The sequence below is a fragment of the Caballeronia sp. SBC1 genome (assembly GCF_011493005.1).
Taxonomy (GTDB): Bacteria; Pseudomonadota; Gammaproteobacteria; order Burkholderiales; family Burkholderiaceae; genus Caballeronia.
Genome location: NZ_CP049157.1, coordinates 89,332 through 108,624 on the forward strand (window position 1 = coordinate 89,332; position 19,293 = coordinate 108,624).

21 protein-coding genes are annotated in these 19,293 nt (G+C 59.2%); 11 read left to right on the top strand and 10 right to left on the bottom strand.

From position 1 onward, the window contains the following. The first annotated feature begins 176 nt into the window (after positions 1 to 176). From SBC1_RS18330 to arsB, 4 genes are read left to right on the top strand one after another with little or no spacing between them, the layout of a single operon-like run. Positions 177 to 509, top strand: a complete 333-nt coding sequence (locus SBC1_RS18330; RefSeq protein WP_165100022.1) for a helix-turn-helix transcriptional regulator — start codon at positions 177 to 179, stop codon at positions 507 to 509. After that, the gene (locus SBC1_RS18335) at positions 506 to 961 is read left to right on the top strand and encodes an ArsI/CadI family heavy metal resistance metalloenzyme (protein ID WP_165100017.1); all 456 of its coding nucleotides are present in this window, start codon (positions 506 to 508) and stop codon (positions 959 to 961) included. Before SBC1_RS18330 ends, SBC1_RS18335 begins: the two co-directional genes overlap by 4 nt. Further along, on the top strand, positions 958 to 1,479 hold the full coding sequence (locus tag SBC1_RS18340; protein WP_165100013.1) for an arsenate reductase ArsC: 522 nt from the start codon (positions 958 to 960) through the stop codon (positions 1,477 to 1,479). Before SBC1_RS18335 ends, SBC1_RS18340 begins: the two co-directional genes overlap by 4 nt. Continuing rightward, complete coding sequence (gene arsB / locus SBC1_RS18345) at positions 1,466 to 2,551, top strand: ACR3 family arsenite efflux transporter (RefSeq protein ID WP_165100009.1); 1,086 nt, start codon at positions 1,466 to 1,468, stop codon at positions 2,549 to 2,551. Before SBC1_RS18340 ends, arsB begins: the two co-directional genes overlap by 14 nt. A 127-nt stretch (positions 2,552 to 2,678) precedes the next feature. On the opposite strand, the gene SBC1_RS18350 is transcribed toward arsB, so the two are convergent. Further along, positions 2,679 to 3,080: a GFA family protein gene (locus SBC1_RS18350; protein WP_165101565.1), complete on the bottom strand. Its 402-nt coding sequence runs from the start codon at positions 3,078 to 3,080 to the stop codon at positions 2,679 to 2,681. A 203-nt stretch (positions 3,081 to 3,283) separates the two neighbouring features. Between SBC1_RS18350 and SBC1_RS40615 the strand changes: the two genes are divergently transcribed. Then, positions 3,284 to 4,045, top strand: a complete 762-nt coding sequence (locus tag SBC1_RS40615) for a hypothetical protein (RefSeq protein ID WP_207958445.1) — start codon at positions 3,284 to 3,286, stop codon at positions 4,043 to 4,045. A gap of 23 nt (positions 4,046 to 4,068) precedes the next feature. Here SBC1_RS40615 and SBC1_RS18360 read toward each other — a convergent pair whose 3' ends face one another. The 4 genes from SBC1_RS18360 to SBC1_RS18375 all read right to left on the bottom strand — a co-directional run bounded on the left by SBC1_RS18360 (position 4,069) and on the right by SBC1_RS18375 (position 6,746). Further along, positions 4,069 to 5,079, bottom strand: a complete 1,011-nt coding sequence (locus tag SBC1_RS18360; protein WP_165100006.1) for a LysR family transcriptional regulator — start codon at positions 5,077 to 5,079, stop codon at positions 4,069 to 4,071. A gap of 90 nt (positions 5,080 to 5,169) precedes the next feature. After that, a complete protein-coding gene (locus SBC1_RS18365; protein ID WP_165099994.1) occupies positions 5,170 to 5,961 on the bottom strand; it encodes a thioredoxin family protein in 792 nt (263 codons plus the stop codon). 21 nt (positions 5,962 to 5,982) lie between these two features. Beyond that, positions 5,983 to 6,318 carry an SRPBCC domain-containing protein gene (locus tag SBC1_RS18370; protein ID WP_370469644.1) on the bottom strand — a complete coding sequence of 112 codons (336 nt, stop codon included), beginning with the start codon at positions 6,316 to 6,318 and terminating at the stop codon, positions 5,983 to 5,985. A gap of 5 nt (positions 6,319 to 6,323) precedes the next feature. After that, entirely contained in the window at positions 6,324 to 6,746 is a 423-nt protein-coding gene (locus SBC1_RS18375; RefSeq protein WP_165099982.1) for a helix-turn-helix transcriptional regulator, read from the bottom strand. Between the two features lie 242 nt (positions 6,747 to 6,988). On the opposite strand from SBC1_RS18375, the gene SBC1_RS18380 reads away from it, so the two are divergent. The 4 genes from SBC1_RS18380 (at position 6,989) to SBC1_RS18395 (ending at position 9,683) form a co-directional block, all read left to right on the top strand. Then, positions 6,989 to 7,327, top strand: coding sequence for a carboxymuconolactone decarboxylase family protein (locus SBC1_RS18380; protein WP_165099979.1), 339 nt, complete (start codon positions 6,989 to 6,991; stop codon positions 7,325 to 7,327). A gap of 62 nt (positions 7,328 to 7,389) precedes the next feature. Then, on the top strand, positions 7,390 to 8,394 hold the full coding sequence (locus tag SBC1_RS18385; protein WP_165099975.1) for an aldo/keto reductase: 1,005 nt from the start codon (positions 7,390 to 7,392) through the stop codon (positions 8,392 to 8,394). Positions 8,395 to 8,604: 210 nt separating this feature from the next. After that, positions 8,605 to 9,066, top strand: a complete 462-nt coding sequence (locus tag SBC1_RS18390) for a MarR family winged helix-turn-helix transcriptional regulator (protein ID WP_165099972.1) — start codon at positions 8,605 to 8,607, stop codon at positions 9,064 to 9,066. Between the two features lie 104 nt (positions 9,067 to 9,170). After that, the gene (locus tag SBC1_RS18395; RefSeq protein ID WP_165099969.1) at positions 9,171 to 9,683 is read left to right on the top strand and encodes a nuclear transport factor 2 family protein; all 513 of its coding nucleotides are present in this window, start codon (positions 9,171 to 9,173) and stop codon (positions 9,681 to 9,683) included. 61 nt (positions 9,684 to 9,744) lie between these two features. On the opposite strand, the gene SBC1_RS18400 is transcribed toward SBC1_RS18395, so the two are convergent. The 5 genes from SBC1_RS18400 to SBC1_RS18420 all read right to left on the bottom strand — a co-directional run bounded on the left by SBC1_RS18400 (position 9,745) and on the right by SBC1_RS18420 (position 16,098). Then, entirely contained in the window at positions 9,745 to 11,718 is a 1,974-nt protein-coding gene (locus tag SBC1_RS18400; RefSeq protein ID WP_165099966.1) for a beta-galactosidase, read from the bottom strand. A 37-nt stretch (positions 11,719 to 11,755) separates the two neighbouring features. Beyond that, entirely contained in the window at positions 11,756 to 12,607 is an 852-nt protein-coding gene (locus tag SBC1_RS18405) for a carbohydrate ABC transporter permease (RefSeq protein WP_165099963.1), read from the bottom strand. Between the two features lie 19 nt (positions 12,608 to 12,626). Next, on the bottom strand, positions 12,627 to 13,532 hold the full coding sequence (locus SBC1_RS18410) for a carbohydrate ABC transporter permease (RefSeq protein ID WP_165099960.1): 906 nt from the start codon (positions 13,530 to 13,532) through the stop codon (positions 12,627 to 12,629). Positions 13,533 to 13,604: 72 nt separating this feature from the next. Beyond that, positions 13,605 to 14,858: an ABC transporter substrate-binding protein gene (locus SBC1_RS18415; RefSeq protein WP_165099957.1), complete on the bottom strand. Its 1,254-nt coding sequence runs from the start codon at positions 14,856 to 14,858 to the stop codon at positions 13,605 to 13,607. 100 nt (positions 14,859 to 14,958) lie between these two features. Next, on the bottom strand, positions 14,959 to 16,098 hold the full coding sequence (locus SBC1_RS18420; protein WP_165099954.1) for an ABC transporter ATP-binding protein: 1,140 nt from the start codon (positions 16,096 to 16,098) through the stop codon (positions 14,959 to 14,961). Positions 16,099 to 16,299: 201 nt separating this feature from the next. Here SBC1_RS18420 and SBC1_RS18425 point away from each other — a divergent pair, with 201 nt between their 5' ends. Then, positions 16,300 to 17,322 carry a LacI family DNA-binding transcriptional regulator gene (locus SBC1_RS18425; protein ID WP_165099951.1) on the top strand — a complete coding sequence of 341 codons (1,023 nt, stop codon included), beginning with the start codon at positions 16,300 to 16,302 and terminating at the stop codon, positions 17,320 to 17,322. A gap of 680 nt (positions 17,323 to 18,002) precedes the next feature. Beyond that, entirely contained in the window at positions 18,003 to 19,286 is a 1,284-nt protein-coding gene (locus SBC1_RS18430) for an efflux RND transporter periplasmic adaptor subunit (protein WP_165101562.1), read from the top strand. Positions 19,287 to 19,293 lie beyond the last annotated feature (7 nt).

Consider the following 19,293-nt stretch of genomic DNA (forward strand, 5'->3'; position numbering starts at 1 on the left):
ACACTCGATTGCCGCGACGACGATGATGAGGCTGGTCAATAGCGCCAACTGTTCAATTGATTGCAGTCGCTAAAAACGCCTCTTCTCGCGGACGTCATCGAACGCAACAACTACAATAAGAATCGTCGTTTCGATAATACTTGAAATATCGAATCAATACACGTATTGTTAGGCTTATGGACTCCAATCTCGCTGTACGCGCCCTGAGCGCGCTTGCCCATGAATCCCGCCTTGCGATCTTCCGCATGCTGGTCGTCGCGGGGCCTGACGGTATGGCTGCCGGTGAAATCGCGCAGCAACTCGGGCTGTCCCCTTCAAGCCTGTCATTTCACCTCAAGGATCTGTCCCATGCAGAGCTCGTGAAGCAACGGCAAGAAGGCCGCTTCGTCATCTACACCGCGAATTTTGACGCGATGACAGGCCTGATCGGCTTCCTGACGGAGAACTGCTGCGGTGGCGCGACCTGTGCCGCGAGCGATCTTCCCAACTGCCGCGGAGATACACCATGAAGCGCATGCACATCCACGTCGCGGTCGAAGACCTCAACGACAGCATCCGGTTCTACAGCGCCATGTTCGGCAACATGGCGCCCACGGTTCTCAAGAGCGATTACTGCAAATGGGAGCTGACCGATCCGGCCGTCAATTTCGCAATCTCGCAGCGCGGCGCGAAACCAGGCATCGACCATATTGGCATCCAGGTTGAAAGCGATGCGGAGCTGGCCGAGATGAATGCGCGCTTTGCCGTAGCGAAGCTGCCGGTACAAGCGCAAACAGGAACGACCTGTTGCTACGCCAAGTCGGACAAGGCGTGGACGATCGATCCGCAGGGCGTCGCGTGGGAGACGTTCAGAACCCTCGAAGCTGGACCGGTCTACGGCGAGTCCCACGATCAACCGCAATCAACGGCCGCATGCTGCTCGCCTGCTGAGTCCCTTGTAGTTATCCGGAGCCGCACGTGAGCGATAAACTTTACTCGATTCTGATCCTCTGCACGGGCAATAGCGCACGCAGCATCATGGCCGAGGCGCTGTTCAACGTCTTGGGGAAAGGCAAATTCCTAGCGTACAGCGCCGGCAGCCATCCTTCCGGCACGGTCAATCCATTCGCCATTGAACGATGCGAAGCTCTCGGCTACGACACGTCTGGACTGCGTAGCAAGAGCTGGGATGAGTTCGCGACACCCGACGCTCCGCACATGGATTTCGTGATCACGGTCTGCGACCAGGCGGCGGGCGAAGTCTGCCCTATCTGGCCGGGAAAACCGATAACGGCGCATTGGGGCTTTGAAGATCCGGCCGCGTTCGAGGGCAGCGATGAAGACAAGCGCAAGATCTTTAGCAAGGTTTATCGGCAGATCCTGAGCCGCGTGAGCCAGTTCGTAATCCTGCCGCTCCATGTGCTTGACAGCAACGCGATTCAGCACGAAATGCGCTTGATCGGTCAAAAGCCTGCAGAGGAATCCAATGAGCAGCACTGACACGGAGGTTGGCGGCGCACGACCGGCGATCGGGTTTTTCGAACGCTACCTGACGGCCTGGGTCGCCCTTTGTATCCTGAGCGGCATCTTTCTCGGGCAGACGCTTCCCCAGCTCTTTCAGGCGATTGGCCACATGGAAGTCGCGCAGGTCAATCTTCCTGTGGGCGTGCTCATCTGGGTAATGATCATCCCGATGCTGGTCAAGATTGATTTTGCCGCGATGACTCAGGTCAAAAGTCAGTGGCGTGGTATTGGCGTCACGCTATTTGTGAACTGGTTCGTCAAGCCATTCTCCATGGCGTTGCTCGGCTGGATCTTCATCCGCCATGTGTTCGCGCCGTGGCTTCCCGCTGATCAACTCGACAGCTACATCGCCGGCTTGATCCTTCTGGCTGCGGCCCCTTGCACAGCAATGGTGTTTGTCTGGTCGCAGCTCTGCAAGGGTGATCCGTATTTCACGTTATCGCAAGTGGCGCTGAACGACTCCATCATGATCGTGGCCTTCGCGCCGCTCGTCGCCTTGCTGCTTGGTTTGTCGGCCATTACGGTACCGTGGGATACGCTGATTATCTCGGTTGGCCTCTACATCATCATCCCGGTCATCATCGCTCAACTGCTGCGCCGAATGCTGATGGCGAAGGGCGAGTCGCATTTTCGGAATGTCGTCGCGCGCCTCGGCCCCTATTCGATCTGCGCGCTGCTTGCCACGTTGGTGCTCCTCTTCGCCTTCCAAGGGCAGGCGATCATCAAGGAACCACTCGTCATTGCAATGCTCGCAGTGCCGATCCTCATTCAGGTGTTTTTCAATTCCGGTCTCGCCTACTTGTTAAATCGCCGGCTCGGTGTCGCACATTGCGTAGCGGGTCCGTCCAGTCTGATCGGTGCCAGCAATTTCTTCGAGCTGGCGGTGGCCACGGCAATTAGTCTCTTCGGCTTCCATTCAGGCGCGGCGCTGGCCACCGTGGTCGGTGTGCTGATCGAGGTTCCGGTGATGCTGCTGGTCGTCGGCGTCGTCAACCGCTCTCAGCACTGGTACGAAACAAAACACAGCATCAAACGACAACGCGTATGAGCGTCACGATCGATCACACCCCGGGCTGCGGCACATCGCGCAATACGCTATGCCGGCATTGAGCCGGTCATCGTCGAATACCCAAAAACCCCGCTGGCGCGGGACGTCCCTCATTGACTTGGCCCGGTTATCCAAATTCATCGTGCTGCGGCAGTTGGTCGGTTATGGAATACCACGGTGCCTTCGATCCGACAAAAATGTGTGCGGTTGGGCGAATAGCCGGAGTGTCGCTAAGCGTACCTAAAGTGACGTGAACGAACTCGCCCTCGCGAACCACCGAAAACATAAGGCTTCCGCAGATCTTGCAATGGACATCGTGAGCCGCGTTCTCGTCACCGAAAATCAACAGGTCGCCTTGCCCCTGGGTGATGCCTAACTTGTTGCGCTCGATCCCCGCGAATGACTTGAACGCTGAACCCGTCGCGCGCCGGCACTTTGAACAGTGGCAGTTCAATGCATAGACGAACTCGTCCTTCACTTCGTAGTGGACTGCGCCGCAAAGGCATCGGCCTGCAAGCAACAAATTCACGTTTTCCTCTATGAAAGAAATCACGCCAACGAACTGGATAATCAAGTTCTGATTCGGTGGATTGCACTAACCTGCACTAACCTGCGCTCACATTAGAGATCTGTTAGTCGGCTATCATTTTAGTGCCTTTTTCACGATGTTTATCGAGAGCCCACCCACCTGGCGGCTAGAGCGAACACCTGTTTCGGCAGCTAGCGGAAATAGTGCCCGCGAGTCCGAAGATCGACCCGACATCACCGTCCGTTCGTCAACCACGTCACTGCCCAACTGCGCCAGCAACTGTTCGCCATCGCCAAGCAGCGCACGACCGTGCCAGAACAAACGATCCGGTCAAGGCGCGCAACGCGAAGAACGTTTGGCCGGAGCTGCGGATCATTGGGATCGCAGAGGAGCCGACGTTCGAATGGAAAATGAAAGCGCTGGCCGATGGCCGCAACTGGATCGACAGCGACCTTCACCAATGGCAAAAAGTCGCGTTCCGCGGGCATGTGCCAGAGGTCTTCTGCTCAGGGTACTCTGCCTGTGCCACAATCGCCGCATGTCGGTTTGCTCATCGCTTTCTCACGATTGCCATCTGCTGCCGCCATGACCCGTTCCAGTTGAAAATCCCGAATGTAGCGCGTCTTCTTACGCGTCGTTTTACGCATTCGGCAGCCCCTCACCTCGCTGCGCCCATGCCAGAAAATAAACAAAAATCTGAAGCCGAGACTCCATCGAATCCGGAGCGGGTCAGTGTCGCCCCGCGAAAGCGCCGACGCTGGCAGCCGTCCAGTGCGCTCCGCAGCATCTTGATGGTGGTCGTCGGTTTTATCGCCTTCGTCATTGTCTCTGGCATTGTTCTGTACAAACCGATCATGTACGGCGACATGATCGAGAACTTCGGCATAGTCATGATGCTGACCGTTCCAGTGATTGTGGCCGTCGCGTTTCGCGTGGGTCTCGATTCCTGGCTGGACTCGGAGTAAACCAAGCCGGGAAGTCCCCTCCCTCAGGCCGGCTCGTCCGCCTCCATTCCACGCAGAATCGGGCGCATGCTTGACGGCCCGTTTGACACCTGATGCGGCGACTGATGCGGCAGATCATGACTCACGTGCCGCGCCGTCTGGAACAGTTCGGCGAGCCAGTTGACGAACGCACGCACGCGCGGCGGAACGAGACGATGACGCAGATACGCAACAGATACCGGCATGGCTGCGGGCCGGTAGTGCGGCAACACTTCACGCAGCCGCCCAGAGTCGAGATACGGCTGTGCGAGCGCCCGCGGCGGCTGGATCAGCCCCAGCCCTCGCAACCCACACTCCAGATACGCGTGCTCGTCACTGACCTGCACGAAGCCCCCAAGCGGCACATTGACCGTGTCTCCATCGACCTGAAAACCGAAGTCCGCCGGGCGCCCGGTCTGCACGCACAGGCAATTCACCGCGACGTGATGGGTCAGTTCCTCAAGCTCTAGCGGCATGCCCTGACGAGCAAGATAGAGCGGGCTCGCACAGGTCACATGCTCAAGCGCGCCGAGTCGCCGCACAGACAGGCCCGAGAGTCCCGAATCCGGCAACGCTCCAATCAGGATGCAGCAATCGATCGCTTCGCCGACCAGGTCGAGCTGCCGGTTGCTGACGCCAAACGCGAGCACGATATCCTCGTAGCGCGTGTGAAAGTCATCGAGCGCGGGAAGCACGATCGCATTGGCGACTGCCGCCGGCAGCTCGACGCGCAGCCGCCCGCGCGGCCGGTTGTCGGTATGCTGCAGGCTCGCCTCGATGTCGTCAATGTCGGCGAGAATCTGTACACAACGCTCGTAATACGCGGCCCCCTCGGAGGTCAGATTGAGCCGGCGCGTGGTCCGCACGAGCAACTGGATGCCAAGCATTTCCTCCAGGCTCTGCAATAGCGTTGTCGCAGTCGCGCGCGGAATTCCGAGCGAGCTCGCTGCGCGGGTAAAACTGTTGGTGTCGACAATGCGCACGAATGTCCGCATCGCCATGATGCGGTCCATCACGGGCGTTTCTCCTATGGATTTAGAGGCACCGCGTGCACGGATGTCGCGCGGCGCCCAAGCCTGCTCGCAGTGTTTGGCCGCCGCGTTCGGCTAGTGGCAAGTGCGCCCGGCTTCGCGCTGCGAAGCCGCGTTGGTCGCAGCCGCCCCGGTATCCGCACCGCCACGAACCTCGTCATAACGATCGTGATGACGCAACCAGTCCATCATGTTGTGCTCTTCGTCTCGGCCTTTTGGCGTGAGATCGAGCAAGCTGTAGGTGCCGATGAGCGGCTCGCCGCCGCGTCCATATGCCGAGAACGTATGGAATACATCGCCGGCATCATCCTTGTAGAACACGCTGAGTCCGGGCAGCTCGTCGCTGCCGAAGCCGCCTGTCGTGACGTCGTTCATCTCGAAGTTGTAGTACACCTTACCTTTTTCACGCTGCTCAGACGTGAACGACACATGGTAGTCGTAGTTGAAGTCGCTGCCGAACGACGACACCCAGCGGAAGTGCCAACCCATGCGCTTTCTGAACGCTTCGATTTTCTCAAGCGGTGCACGCGACACCGCGACATACGCGACATCGCGCTGCTCGACATGCTGCAACGCACCGTCGATATGATCGGACACAAACGAGCAACCCGGGCACCCCTCCTCCCAGTCCGGCCCTAACATGAAGTGATAGACGATCAACTGGCTGCGTCCGTTGAACAGTTCCGCCAGCGTCTTGCGGCCATGCGGAGTATCGAACGTATAAGTCGTGTCGACCTTCACCCAGGGCAACGCGCGACGTTTTTCGGCGAGCGCGTCCCGCGCATGCGTCAACGCTTTTTCCTCGGCCAGATGCGCCTTGTGCGCCGCCAGCCATTCTTCCCTCGAAACAATCCGATGCAATTCCATGTTTCCATCCTCCTGCAGTGGTCAGGAAAATTGCTGTGCAAGTTCATCGAGGATATGGCTCCAGCCAACCTCGTGAGCATCCCGTGCTGCGACATCGGCGAACTGCTCATGCTTCAGCGTGAGCAACGTGCGCTCGCCGTCATCCTCGCCGCGCAGCGTGAACGTCACGCGCGATTCCCGCTCCGGCGTGCTGCGCCATGCCCACGTGTAGACGAGTTTTTCGTCTGGAACGACCTCCTGGTAGATGCCGCTTACGTCGTGCTCCTCGCCTTCAGGTGTGCGGAACATGATCCGGAAGCGTCCGCCAACCCGTACGTCCATCTCCGCGAGGATCACCTCATTATTGTTGGGATGCATCCACTTCACGATTTGCGACGGTTCCGTCCAGGCGGCGTAGATTTTGGCGGGCTTTGCGTTGATTCGGCGCTGGAGCGTGAGGCTGGGTTGGGCGGGCATGGGTCTTCCTCCACAAAGACTGCAAGGCGATCAAGGGTATCGGTCCAGAAGCGCTGATAGCGAGTGAGCCATTCCATTGCTTCCTCCATCGGTCCGGCGGCAAGCCGACACGCGACGGTGCGGCCGGTCTTGGCGCGCGTGATCAGACCGGCATCCGACAACACATCCAGATGCTTCATAACAGCCGGCAGCGACATCTCGAACGGCTGCGCAAGTTCGCTGACGGACAGGTCCGCATGCGCGGACAAACGTGCAAGGAGCGCACGCCGCGTTGGGTCAGCCAATGCGGCGAACGTACGGTCCAATGCGTTTTCCTGAAACTTAACCATGGAGTTAACTATAGAGACTCATAACGCGATGTCAAGCAGGTCGCAAAAGTTTTTTTAGAGTCGTGCGGGCAGTTTTTTCCTCAGTTCATTCATGAATCTTGCTCATATGCGCTTGCCGATTCCGCTGTCTAGTCACACGCTGATACAGCCGGTAAATTTAGTGCTGCAGGCAATCGAACCGGCCAAGCGCGAAGTGCCCGTGCGATGGACCGTGGCCCGGAACTAGAGTTGGAGATGACTTGATGACTAACGTACCCACTGACGTACCCACCGCTGCACGCAACGCGTTCGGCGACCTCGCACCCGCGCTCGCGGGTTACACCGACAAGGTCCTGTTCGGCGACGTCTGGGAACGCCCGGGCCTTTCCCCGCGTGATCGCAGCCTGATCACGGTCGCGAGCCTCGTCGCTCTTTACCGCACCAACGAGCTTCCGTTTCACATCGGCCGAGCACTGGACAATGGAGTGACTCGCGACGAACTGATCGAGCTGATCACTCACCTTGCTTTCTATTCTGGCTGGCCGACGGCAATGACGGCCCTGCCCATCGCCAGGCGCGTCTTCGAAAGTCGCGAAGCTTAGTTAACCGAATCAAACTTTTTGCACTTTCTTGTCGCAGGCTTAGCCTGAACGGAGCATACAGAATGGATTATCGGTATCTGGGCCGTAGCGCCCTCAAGGTCTCGCCCTTGTGTCTGGGCGCAATGATGTTCGGTGGCGAAACTGACGAGGCAACCTCAAAGCGCATCGTCGACAAAGCGTTCGATCAAGGCGTTAATTTCATCGACACCGCTGACGTTTATCACGCGGGTCGTTCGGAAGAAATCGTTGGGCGAGCCATCGCTGATCGTCGGGACAACTGGGTGGTTGCCACCAAGTTCGGCTATCCGACCACGCAAGGTCCGAACGAACAGGGTCAGTCGCGCAAGTGGATCATTCAGTCTGTTGAAGCGAGCCTGAAGCGTCTGGGCACGGACTATATCGACATCCTGTACTTTCATCGGGCGCTCGTTGACGCACCGCTGGAAGAGGGCGTGCGTGCGATCGGCGATCTGATTCGCCAGGGCAAGATCCGTTACTTCGGCTTGTCCAATTTCCGTGGCTGGCGCATTGCCGAAATCGCACGTCTCGCCGACCAGATGGGAATTGACCGGCCCGTCGCGAGCGAACCGCTCTACAACATTGTGGACCGTACCGCGGAAGTCGAGCAACTGCCGGCAGCAGCGCACTACGGTCTGGGTGTCGTTTCGTACAGTCCGCTCGCGCGTGGCGTCCTCAGCGGCAAATATGCAGTGGATGCCACACCGCCGGCCGACTCGCGCGCAGGCCGCGGCGACAAGCGAATCCAGCAGACCGAGTGGCGCCCGGAATCGCTCAGGATCGCACAAACTATCGCGGATCATGCTGCGAAATGTGGAACGACTTCCATAGCCTTCGCTCTCGCATGGGTGCTCAAGAACCGCATTGTCAGCAGCACCATAGCGGGTCCGCGTACCGAAGCGCAGTGGGACAGCTACGTCGAAGCGCTCAAGTTGGAGCTCGGACCCGAGGACGAAAAGCTTGTCGATAACCTCGTTGCGCCAGGGCATGCGTCGACACCTGGGTATACCGATCCTGGATACCCGGTCGAAGGGCGGCGAGTCGGCTGACTTATAACTTATAGGCCGGAGATTGCTTGAGCGCGACGCCACGGCTTGCATCGCATGACTGCAAGCCGGGTGTAATGCCGCCGCTCGCCTGTGTCCGCAAGACGCTCGCCAAGCAAGCACCGAGCCGCTAACCACCCGCCCTGATCCGCTTGGCAATAGTCTTATATGCCCACAATAATGGGCATATATATCCTTGTCGTTTGATCCAAGATGACTGCGTCTCGCCTGCCAATCAATCCGGGCATCTGCAACAACACTGCGCTGCGTAAAGCCGCGCGACGCTTGACCCGTTTCTACGATGCCTGCATGGCGGACACCGGTTTGCGCGCCACGCAATACACTATCCTGAGCCTGCTCGCGAACCGCGGCCCTACTACCATGGCCGCGCTTGCCGACCTGTTGTCGATGGATCGGGCGACCATGGGGCACAACCTGCGCCCGCTCGAGCGCGACGGACTGGTAACAATTCGGGTCGGAAGCGAGGACCGCCGAGAGCGTGAAGTGGGGTTGTCTACCGTAGGCGCCAGCATCGAGGCACAAAGCAAGCCCTATTGGCTGAAGGCGCAAGCAAGCTTTGAAAAAGAATTCGGCAAACAGGATGCGTTAGCTATGCGGCGAATGATGGTTCGAATCACGCAACTGGAACTCGACGCCGAGGAAGCAACTTCTTGATAGCGCGAGCGCAATACCGACACGATCACCCGTGGCATGCGGCGAAAGATACCCGTTCTCTCGCCGCAAAAAAATCCCTGATACGGGCATATGAGACTATCTCCATGAATATTCAGCGCAGTCAGAAAACCCTCGCTTCGCTCATCGCCGCCGTGATCCTGAGCGCTGCTCATCTGCCGGCCCACGCCGCAGCCACGCATGAATTCACCGACAAGGACAGGCAAGAGGTCAAGGATGTTTTTCTCCGTCAGGCAGCTGCCGCCACCGCACATGACATAGTGGCGTTCGAGGGCGTATTCGCGTCGGCGCCGGCCGGTCAACCCGACCCCGTCGTGTTAGTCGCCCGCCCGTACCGCTTCTGGGGAAAGCCGGCGCTGATCGCGCACTTCAAGGAAACATTCAAAGGCGTGTGGAAGTTCAATCCGAACGTCGATAGCATAAAGATCATCCCCCTGACTGCGGATGTTGCCCAGTTGTATGCAGAGACGCAGATCACGGGCGGACCCTTGGACGTGCCGAGCAAGGCCGCCCCCTACCTCGTCTATGAGGTTGCGGTGCGGACCGCCGAAGGCTGGCGCATTGCGGCGATCGTGCCTCTGGCTGCGCAGGCCCAGTAAGCCCATTTTTTCGTTGATCTTGTTAGGGAGTGACCGGCTGCGAACGCCGACCGTTGCCAGCTCAGCCGGTCTGGACGTCCTTCCACGCGCAGACATCGCCGGTTGCGAGCTGCCGCTGCCCGAGCACAAACGTCGCATTGACCGGTGCGGGGGCTTGCACTTGCCCTGTACCGAAGTTGAACGCGAAGGTCAGATCGCCTCGCCTGCGAATGCGCAAGCCCTCTGCAAGCAGTTGAGTCTTAATGCCGGCCTCCTTCGCCGTCCGCTCCAGCAGTGCGCGGTGTAGATCGTGGGACAACCATGCCGCTAGATATTGGACATTGGCGTGGCTCAGAACCGCCGGCCATGCATCATCGAACTGCGCATCGACACGCGTGTCGCCATTGGCGCGGACATGCTCGCGCCAATGCATCGCATGACCCTGCTGCTCGCCGAAAGAAAGCGGTGGCGTGAGCGTCGGGCGCAGCGTTTCGACTTCCAGCACCTGCATCGGCAATACCTGTTGCAGCGCGCCGGGCGGGAGGCCGGAGGGGATTGCAAATGCAGTCGTCTTCGAGCCGCTTCTCGGACCGAATACCCATCGGGCGGAACTCTTTTTTATCTGCCCGACGAGCGTTTCATCGATCACAGCAATACTTGGAACGACCACCAACCGGTACGGCGACAGATCGGCCCTACTCGAAACAATATCGACGTCCAGGCCGAGTTCACGCAGTGCCTCGTAGTAGTCGAACACCAACATCTGGTAGTCGAAGGTTTTGCCGTGACGCTGAATCTCGAACATCCATTGCGTCTCGTAGTCGAACACAATCGCGGTGGCCGCGCGCGTCGGCGCGCCGAGTTCTGACAGCGCCGCCGATGCCGCGATCTCGCGGGCCGCTTGCTGCACTTCAAGGCCGCCGGGCGACAGTTCGTTGTTAGGCAGATTAAGCCCGGAGTGCATTTGTTCCTGCGCAAACGGACACTGGCGCCAGCGGAAATACGACACCAGTTCCGCCCCATGCGCAAAAGCCTCGTAAGCCCAAAGCCGGACCATGCCCTTGGCCGGCACCGGATTCCACGACGCCCAATTCACGGGTCCCGCCTGCTGCTCCATCACCCAGAAACGTCCACCGCCGATCGCCCGATAACGATCGTGATCGAACGCGGAGACGTCGGGATGCGCAGTCCTTGCGTAACGCGCCTTCTGCTCCTCCGGCAGCGCGATCGACTCAGTGCGTGCGATCGGATAGCTGTCCCACGCAGCCACGTCGATCGCGTTATCGTCAGCAAAGCGGTAATGATCGAAGGTCGTGAAAAAGCCCATGAAGTTATGCAGCAGGTCAGCCGTAGGCGCATGCTGCCGTAGCACCTCGATCTGCTCCCGATGAAAACTCGCTACCTCGTCGGACATGAAGCGGCGGAAGTCGAGCAGATGGATCGGATTGGCATCGGTGGGGGTCAGGTTTGGCAAACCGATCGCATCGAATGACGGGTACTCCATGCTCCAGAACACATTGCCCCATGCTTCATTGAGTGCATTAATGCTCTCATAGCGAAACTGAAGCCACGCCTGAAAGCGCTTCTGTGCGGCGGGTGAATAACTCGGCACAGTATCGTGACAGCCGAGTTCGTTATCGGTCTGCCAGGCGACAATAGCGGGATGTCGCCCATAGCGCTCTGCCATTGCTGTGACAAAACGCACGCACTCACGCCGATAGACCTCGCTGGAAATATCGTAGTGGCGACGCGAGCCGAAGTTCCAGCGCACGCCATCCGCCCGCACTGGCAGCACCTCCGGATGCGCGTCGATCAGCCACTTGGGTGGCGACGCGGTCGGTGTACCCAGCACGATTTTCAGCCCCGTAGCCGCCAGCGTCTCGATGGCTTCGTCAAGCCATGCCCAGGCGAATTCGCCGGCGCGCGACTCCATCCGGCTCCACGCAAATTCCGCGATCCGCACATGCGTGATGCCGAGTTCGGCCATACGTTTTGCGTCGTCGGCCCACATTGAACGGGGCCATTGTTCCGGGTAATAACACACACCAAGTTGCATGAGAAAGTCTCGCTAGTAGATAACGGCAAACAGGCGTTCAGCCCTTGCTTGCACCAAAAGTCAGACCGGCGACGAAATGCTTTTGCATCGCGAAGAACATCAGCACGGACGGCAACGCGGCCAGCACCGAACCCGCAGCGACGAGGTTCCACGCCGTCGTCCATTGCCCTTTGAGTGCGGCGACGCCTACGGTGATCGGCGCGGCCTCATCGCCCTGCGTGAGGCATAACGCCCAGAAGTAGTCGTTCCAGACGAACGTGAACACGAGAATGCCGAGCGCGGCGAGCGCGGGCCGGATCAGCGGCAGCACGATGCGCAGGTAGATGGTCCATTCGCTCGCCCCTTCCACGCGCGCCGCCTCGATCAACTCGAACGGCAACTGCTTGATGAAGTTGCGCAAAAACAGCGTGCAAAAGCCGGTCTGGAATGACACGTGGAAAATCACCAGCGCCCACACCGTATTGAACAGCCCTACTTTCAGCGCCATGTCGCGTACGGGGATCATCAGGATCTGGATCGGCACGAAGTTGCCGGCAACAAACGCAAACAGCACGGCGGTATTGCCCGGGAACTTGTAGGTAGCCAACGCAAAACCCGCCATTGAAGCCAGCACGATCGCACCGATCACCGACGGCACCGTGATCAGCACGCTATTGGCGAAGTAATGCAGCATCGGCGTTTGCGTGAGCGCCGTGCCGTAGTTTTCGATCAGCGCGAAATGCTTCGGCCAGCCCCAATAGTCGCCATGCGCGAGTTCATCCGAAGAACGTATGGAGGTGACGAGCACGGCCAGCATAGGCAGAAGCCATATCAGAAGCGCAAGCGGCAGCGAGGCTTTGTACAGCCTGCGGTTAAGCGGTTTCCAGCGTTCGACGGGAAGCGGATACATGACACGTGACTCCTGGAAATCAGCGTTCTTCGCGCAGCATGCGGCGCAGATGGAACACGATGTAGACGAGCATGATGGCGAACAGCACGACTGCAATCGCCGCGGAATAGCCTTCGCGGTAATACTTGATCGCCTGGTCGTACATGTAATAGGCGAGCACGGTGGAACTGTCGAACGGCCCTCCGCCGCTCATCACCGCGATCAGATCGAAGCTGCGTAGCGCACCGATCACAGTGAGCACCACGGCCATGAAAGTAGCGGGCCGCAGTTGCGGAAGAATCACGTGCCATAGCAGCGCCACGCCCTTCGCGCCTTCCATGCGCGCCGCCTCGACCACCTCTGGATTGATGGCCGTCAGACCGGTGAGGTACAGCACCATGCAGAACGGCGTCTGCGGCCAAAGCGCGGCGAAGATGATGCCGAACGTCACCGTGTGTGGATCGCCGAGCACAGGAATGCCGTGGCCGACAATCAGCCTTAGCAAACCAAAGCCAGGGTCATAAAACCAGCTGAACACGAGCCCCACCACCACGCCTGACAGCACGAACGGCGCGAAGAACAGCGACTTCACGACGCGCATGCCACGGACATGCTGGTTCAGATACAACGCGAACAGCAGCCCGAGCGGCGGCGCAAGCAGGAACAGACCGAGCCAGATCAGATTGTTCTTGAGTGCCGTATAGAACGTGTCCGAGTGGAACAGCTCGATGTAGTTATCGAAGCCGGCGAATGTCTTCGGCGTCATCCCGTCCCAGTTATAAAAGCTGAGATGAATGCTGCTGATGATCGGGTACACCACGCACAGGCAAAACAACGCACAGCCCGGCAGCAGGAAGAAAAATGCGGCGCGGTGTTGATGACGGCGTGTAGTAGAGACGTGCCGGCGCCGAGCCGCGGGTAAGCGGCGCGCTACGGAATCAGACATGATCGGGTCTCGTCAGGGATCGTTGGCGAGCGCCAGCTGCTGATGCAACATGCAACCGCTGGCGCTGCGGGCTTACTTCTTGTAGATACGCTTGCGGGTCGCTTCAAGGCGAACGAGCACGGCGTCGAGCTGCGACGGATCGCTATAGAACTGCTGCATCGCCTTCATCCCTTCGTCGGCCATTTCCTTTGTCATGTCGCGGTCGTAGAACTGCGCAATGCCGCCCTTCGTATTCGCGAGCGTCTGGAAACCAACCTTCGAAATTTCGTCTTCGGGTTCAGCAGACTGGCTGTTCGACGGCAGTTGTCCCCAGCCCTTCGCGAGATCGGCGTTGATCTGCGGCTGTTCCATGAAGGCCAGCAGCTTGCGGGCATCAGCCTTGTTTTTTGCCTTCGCCGGAATCAGCAGGACGTTGACCGGTCCGTCTTCGGCCATCGGCACATTCGGGTCGATCACAGGGAAACGAAAGAAGCCAGTTTGCGGCCGGATGGAGGCCGGAATGCTTGCCGAGAAGAACGTGCCCATCAGCATCATCGAAGCCTTGCCGTTCGCGAGAAATGGCGCGATGGAATCGAGATCGTAGGACAGCGCGTCGTCAATGAAGTAGTGGTCATCGATCAGCGTTTTCCACGCGATATAAACCTTCTTCACGCGTGCATCGGTATACGGAATTTCGCCCGCCATCAATTGCTGATGAAACGCGTTGCCGTTAATGCGCAGATCGAGATAGTCGAACCATGCGGCAAGCGTCCAGCTATCGCGCGCGGCAACGGCTATTGGCGCAACGCCGCTCGCCTTCAGCTTCTTGCAGGCATCGAGGAATTCGTCCCAGGTTTTCGGCTCACCCTTGATGCCGGCCTTCTCGAACAGATCCTTCCGATAGAAGAACCCGTAAGCGTCGTAGCCAAGTGGCGCCGCGTATTGCTTGCCCTTATACGTGGACGCCTCCTTGACCGACGCGTATTGCTGCGACCAGCCGTTCTTGCTCCAGTCCGGCGACAAGTCTTCCAGCAGGCCGCGTTGTGCGTAATACGCCATGCGCTCGCCGTCGTGCCACGAGACTACATCCGGTGGATCGGTGGCGAGCCAGCCGCCCATCTGGACCTTGTACGCCTCTTCGGTGATATAGGTCACCTTGAGGTCGACGTCGGGATTGGCTTTCTTGAATTTGTCGAATGCGTCCTGCCAGGTCGAGCGCTGGTTACCGCGCGCCGATACATTGACCGTCAGTGTGGCGGCTTCCGCCACGGTGCAGCAGAGTACGCCTGCCACCAGCGCGACCGCGACTGATGCATGAGCCAGACTGCGAAGGCGATGAGCAATCATCTTTGTCTCCTTGACTACCTTGTTGGCTGACAGCAATCAACTGCCAGACGATGTAACCCGCTCTGTGGCGGAATAGGGTTTGAATCTATGCGCTTGTGCTTTAAGCGGCGATTCGTTCAGGCTCGAGCGTGCTGCGCCGGAGCGCCAGTCCATCGGCGTCGAACAGATGGCATGCCGAAGCCGGAACGTGAATATGGAGGCGCTCGCCTGGACCAATCGATGTGTCGCCGGGTGCTTTCGCGACGAGCGTGCCGGCCGCGTGATCGGCGTGAATGTAGCTGTGCTCACCAAGCTCCTCCGAGAGCACCGTGACGCACTGAATGGACTGCTCGTCGCCATCGAGCCGCAGGTGTTCCGGACGCACGCCGACCGTGACCGGCTGACCGCGTTGCAAGCGCTGGCCATCGACATGGATAACTAAGCATTCACCGCTTTGCGCCAGCGTGACCGTCACACTGCCCTTGCCGATCGACTCCACAACGGCATCAATGAAATTCATTCTCGGCGAGCCGATGAAACCCGCCACGAAGCGCGACTTCGGATGGTGATACAGATCAAGCGGCGCACCGGTCTGCGCGACGCTGCCGAACCGCTCCGCGTCGGCGCCTGCGTGCAGCAGTACGATCCTGTCGGCGAGTGTCATCGCCTCGACCTGGTCGTGGGTCACATAGACCACGCTCGCGTTTGCAAAGCGCTGATGCAGCCGGGCGATTTCCACACGTGTCTGGCCCCGCAGCGCAGCATCGAGATTCGACAGGGGTTCATCGAACAGGAACACGCCGGGTTCACGCACGATGGCGCGGCCAATCGCGACGCGCTGCCGTTGGCCACCGGAAAGTGCTTTGGGAAACCGGTCGAGGTAGCTGTCCAGCTGCAGGATGCGCGCCGCTTCGCGGACCTTCCGGTCGATCACGTCCTTGGGCTGCTTCGCGAGTTTCAGGCCGAACGCCATGTTCTCGAACACGGTCATGTGCGGAAACAGCGCGTAGCTCTGGAACACCATCGCAACGCCGCGCGCCGCAGCAGGAACATCGTTCATGAGACGTCCGCCAATATGCAGCTCGCCTTCGCTCAGGTCTTCGAGACCGGCGATCATTCTCAGCAGCGTGGACTTACCGCAACCCGATGGCCCCAGAAAAACGCAGAACTCGTGTTGTGCAATATCGAGGTTCACGCGCCGGATCACCGGCGGATGATCACCGTACGACTTCTGCACGTTCTCAAGACGGATCGTTGCCATGCTATCTCCCGGATTTAACCGCTTAAATTTTTGCGTAAAATAAGCGGCACATCCTTGTGCAGCGTGTATTTAACCGCTTAAATTCGGGTACGATGGAAGAAGTCATGATGGGTGTCTCCGTTGTGTTTTCCAGAAGTTATCAACGTCGCCAATCGCTTGCAACATTTGAATCGCATTCCCTGAATGTGGGATAAATAAAATATGGTCACCCTGTCCGAAGTTGCGAAGCGCGCGCATGTCACGGCGGCAACCGTGTCCAACGTGCTGCGCAATCGCGAAAAAGTCCGTCCGGAAACGGCTGACCGCGTGCTGAAAGCGATTGCCGATCTCGGCTATCGGCCCAACCTCAACGCTCGTGCGCTGGCTGAAGGCCGCTCGTCGACGTTAGCCTTGATGCTCTCCAATATCTCGAACCCGTTCTATCCCGAGTTCGTCCTGGCAGCCGAGCGCGCGGCCCGCAAGGCAGGTCACTTCCTGATGGTGTGCAATACCGACGACGACGCTGAGATTGGCCGCGCCTACCTGAATCAGATCGCGGGGACGCTGGCCGATGGCGTACTCGTGATGAATACGGACATTGCCATTAACGACCTGTGCGCGTCGGCCATGCACAGCGCGCCAATTCTGCTGGCCATGTGGGAGCATCCCGAGACGCCGCCCGCCCTGCCCTGCATTGCCGTGGATTTTGCCCTGGCGGGCACGCTGGCCGCCGGGCATCTGCTCGAACTCGGCCACCGCGAGATCGGCCTGCTGATCGGCGATGGTTGCGGCGGCTTGCAGGATGCCCGTTCCAACGGGTTTCGCGCCGCCATGCACGAAGCCGGGATTGAGGCAGACTCCGCGGCCGTGCTGCAGATCCGTGATTCGATCGACGCAGGTTATGCCGCCTGCATGCAGTTGATGGCGAACCGGCCGCGCCTCACCGCCATCTTCGCGACCAACGATCTGCTTGCGATCGGCGCGGCGCAGGCGTTGATCACGCTTGGCCGCAAGGTGCCGGATGACGTATCGGTGATCGGCATCACAGACATCCAACTTGCGCATCAGGTACATCCCGCTTTGACGACCGTCGCGATCCAGACCGCGGCCATTGCGGAGTTGTCGGTCGATCGGCTTATCCAGCTGATTCAGGCGCCCGAGGTGCAACCGTCCATGGTCATCGCCCCACCGCCAACACTCGTTGTGCGTGCATCGACGGGCCGCCGGCGAGCGGAATCAACCTGAAACACTAGCGGTAGCATCAATAGTGCATCACAAGACCATTTAGTTAGGAATACACAGGCTATTTGTAATAATAGTCAATTCACATCGCACAATTTCTTTCTATATGCTTTCTATAAACTGACAATGGCTGATAGCACCCCATATCAATGATATTTGCGGTACTTTCTTAAGAAAGTTCGCGGTCGCATTACATGATGTTACGCACGCTCTTATCGTAATGATTCGGAATGCTTTGACCCACACGATCGTTCAAATATCAGCCTCCGGTTCGCTACACTGCGGTACGGTCTTATTCGTCGTTCGTTGCAGGGCGTCATTGCATCCCACCCGGTGAACTTGTATGCACTCGTTCGATCACAAGGGACTCCATGCTTTTAATACCGCGTCGTGACCGCTTCCGGGCGAATGAGACCTGAAGAAGCCAACACAACGCGAATTCAAAAGCACCCTACGTCGTCGCTGGATCTTGCCCAAATGCTTCGCTAACGAAATAAGAGAATAAGACCGCAGGAATGCCCGGCTGACTCAGCGAGCTTTTTTGCGGATCATGACGGAGTTTCCGTCATATCCGGCTGAGCCGGAGATGAGAGACATGTGGCACTCGCCGGGCCAGGTTCTTTATTGGGCCACCCGGTTATCCAGGGCAGAGTTTGTTTTCGGAGGGCGTAGGTATGAGCGGTATGAGCGACACCGGTTCCACGCAGGTAAAGCGCTCGAAGCGCTGGCGTGTCTTGCTGTTGTTGGTGGTGCTGGTGCTAATAGGAGTCGTGGTCGTGCATTTGCTGCGGGCCAAGAAGCCGCAGCGCGCGGCCGCACCGCAAGTAGTGACGGTCGCCACCGCGACGCTTGGCTCAATGCCGGAAATCCTGAATGAACTGGGCACGGTGACCCCTACCGCCACCGTGACCGTGCTGCCACAACTGAGCGGATACCTGACAGCGGTCGGCTATCGCGAAGGCCAGGACGTCCAGAAGGGGCAATTCCTCGCCCAGATCGATCCACGTCAATATGAAATCGACAAGCAGCAGGCCGAGGCGACACTCGCCAAGGACCGGGCTTCACTCGCGCAGGCGCGCGCCGACCTCGCCCGCTACACGCAGTTGAACGAGCGAAAGTCCATTGCCGAGCAGACCTTTGCCGACCAGCAGTTCCTCGTGCAGCAGGACGAGGCCGCAGTGAAGGTCGACCTGGCCAACATCGCGCAGTTTGACCTCGACATCGCTTATTGCCATATCACAGCGCCGGTGGCCGGCCGGGTAGGTTTGCGCCTGGTCGATCCGGGCAACTACGTGACCGCTTCGTCGTCGCCGGGCATTGTGGTCATCACCACGATGAAGCCCACCACCGTGCAATTCACGGTGCCGCAAGACTCGCTCGCGAGCGTGCTGCAGCGCATGAACGGGGGCGCAAGCCTGCCGGTCACCGCCTACAGCAGCGACAACTCCAAGGAGATCGGCACCGGCACGCTGTACGCGGTCAGCAACCAGATGGCGACGAGCACCGGCACGATAACCCTTCGGGCCACTTTCCCCAACGACGACGAGACGCTGTTCCCGAGCGAGTTCGTCAACGTCAAGCTGCTCGTCGATACGCTGCAAAACGCCGTACTGGTGCCTACGCCAGCGGTGCAAACAGGCGCACCGGGCGACTATGTCTACCTCGTGAACACGAACAACACCGTGTCCGTGCACAAGGTCACCCTCGGCCCGAGCGACGGCAAGAACACGGTCATCACGTCCGGGCTTGCGGCGGGCAACATCGTGGTGACCGACGGCACTGACCGCCTGAGCGACGGCGCGAAGATCCAGGCGGCTGCGGCGAAACCCGCATCGGGCGGCGCTGCTGCCGCAACCCCGGCGTCCGGAGCGAGCGCGGCGAGCGGCGCTCAGGGCCAGCATAAGCACGCCCACGGCGGCGCCTCGGGTGCGGCTGCGGCCACGGCCACGGCCAACGCAGCCTCGTAGAAGCCAA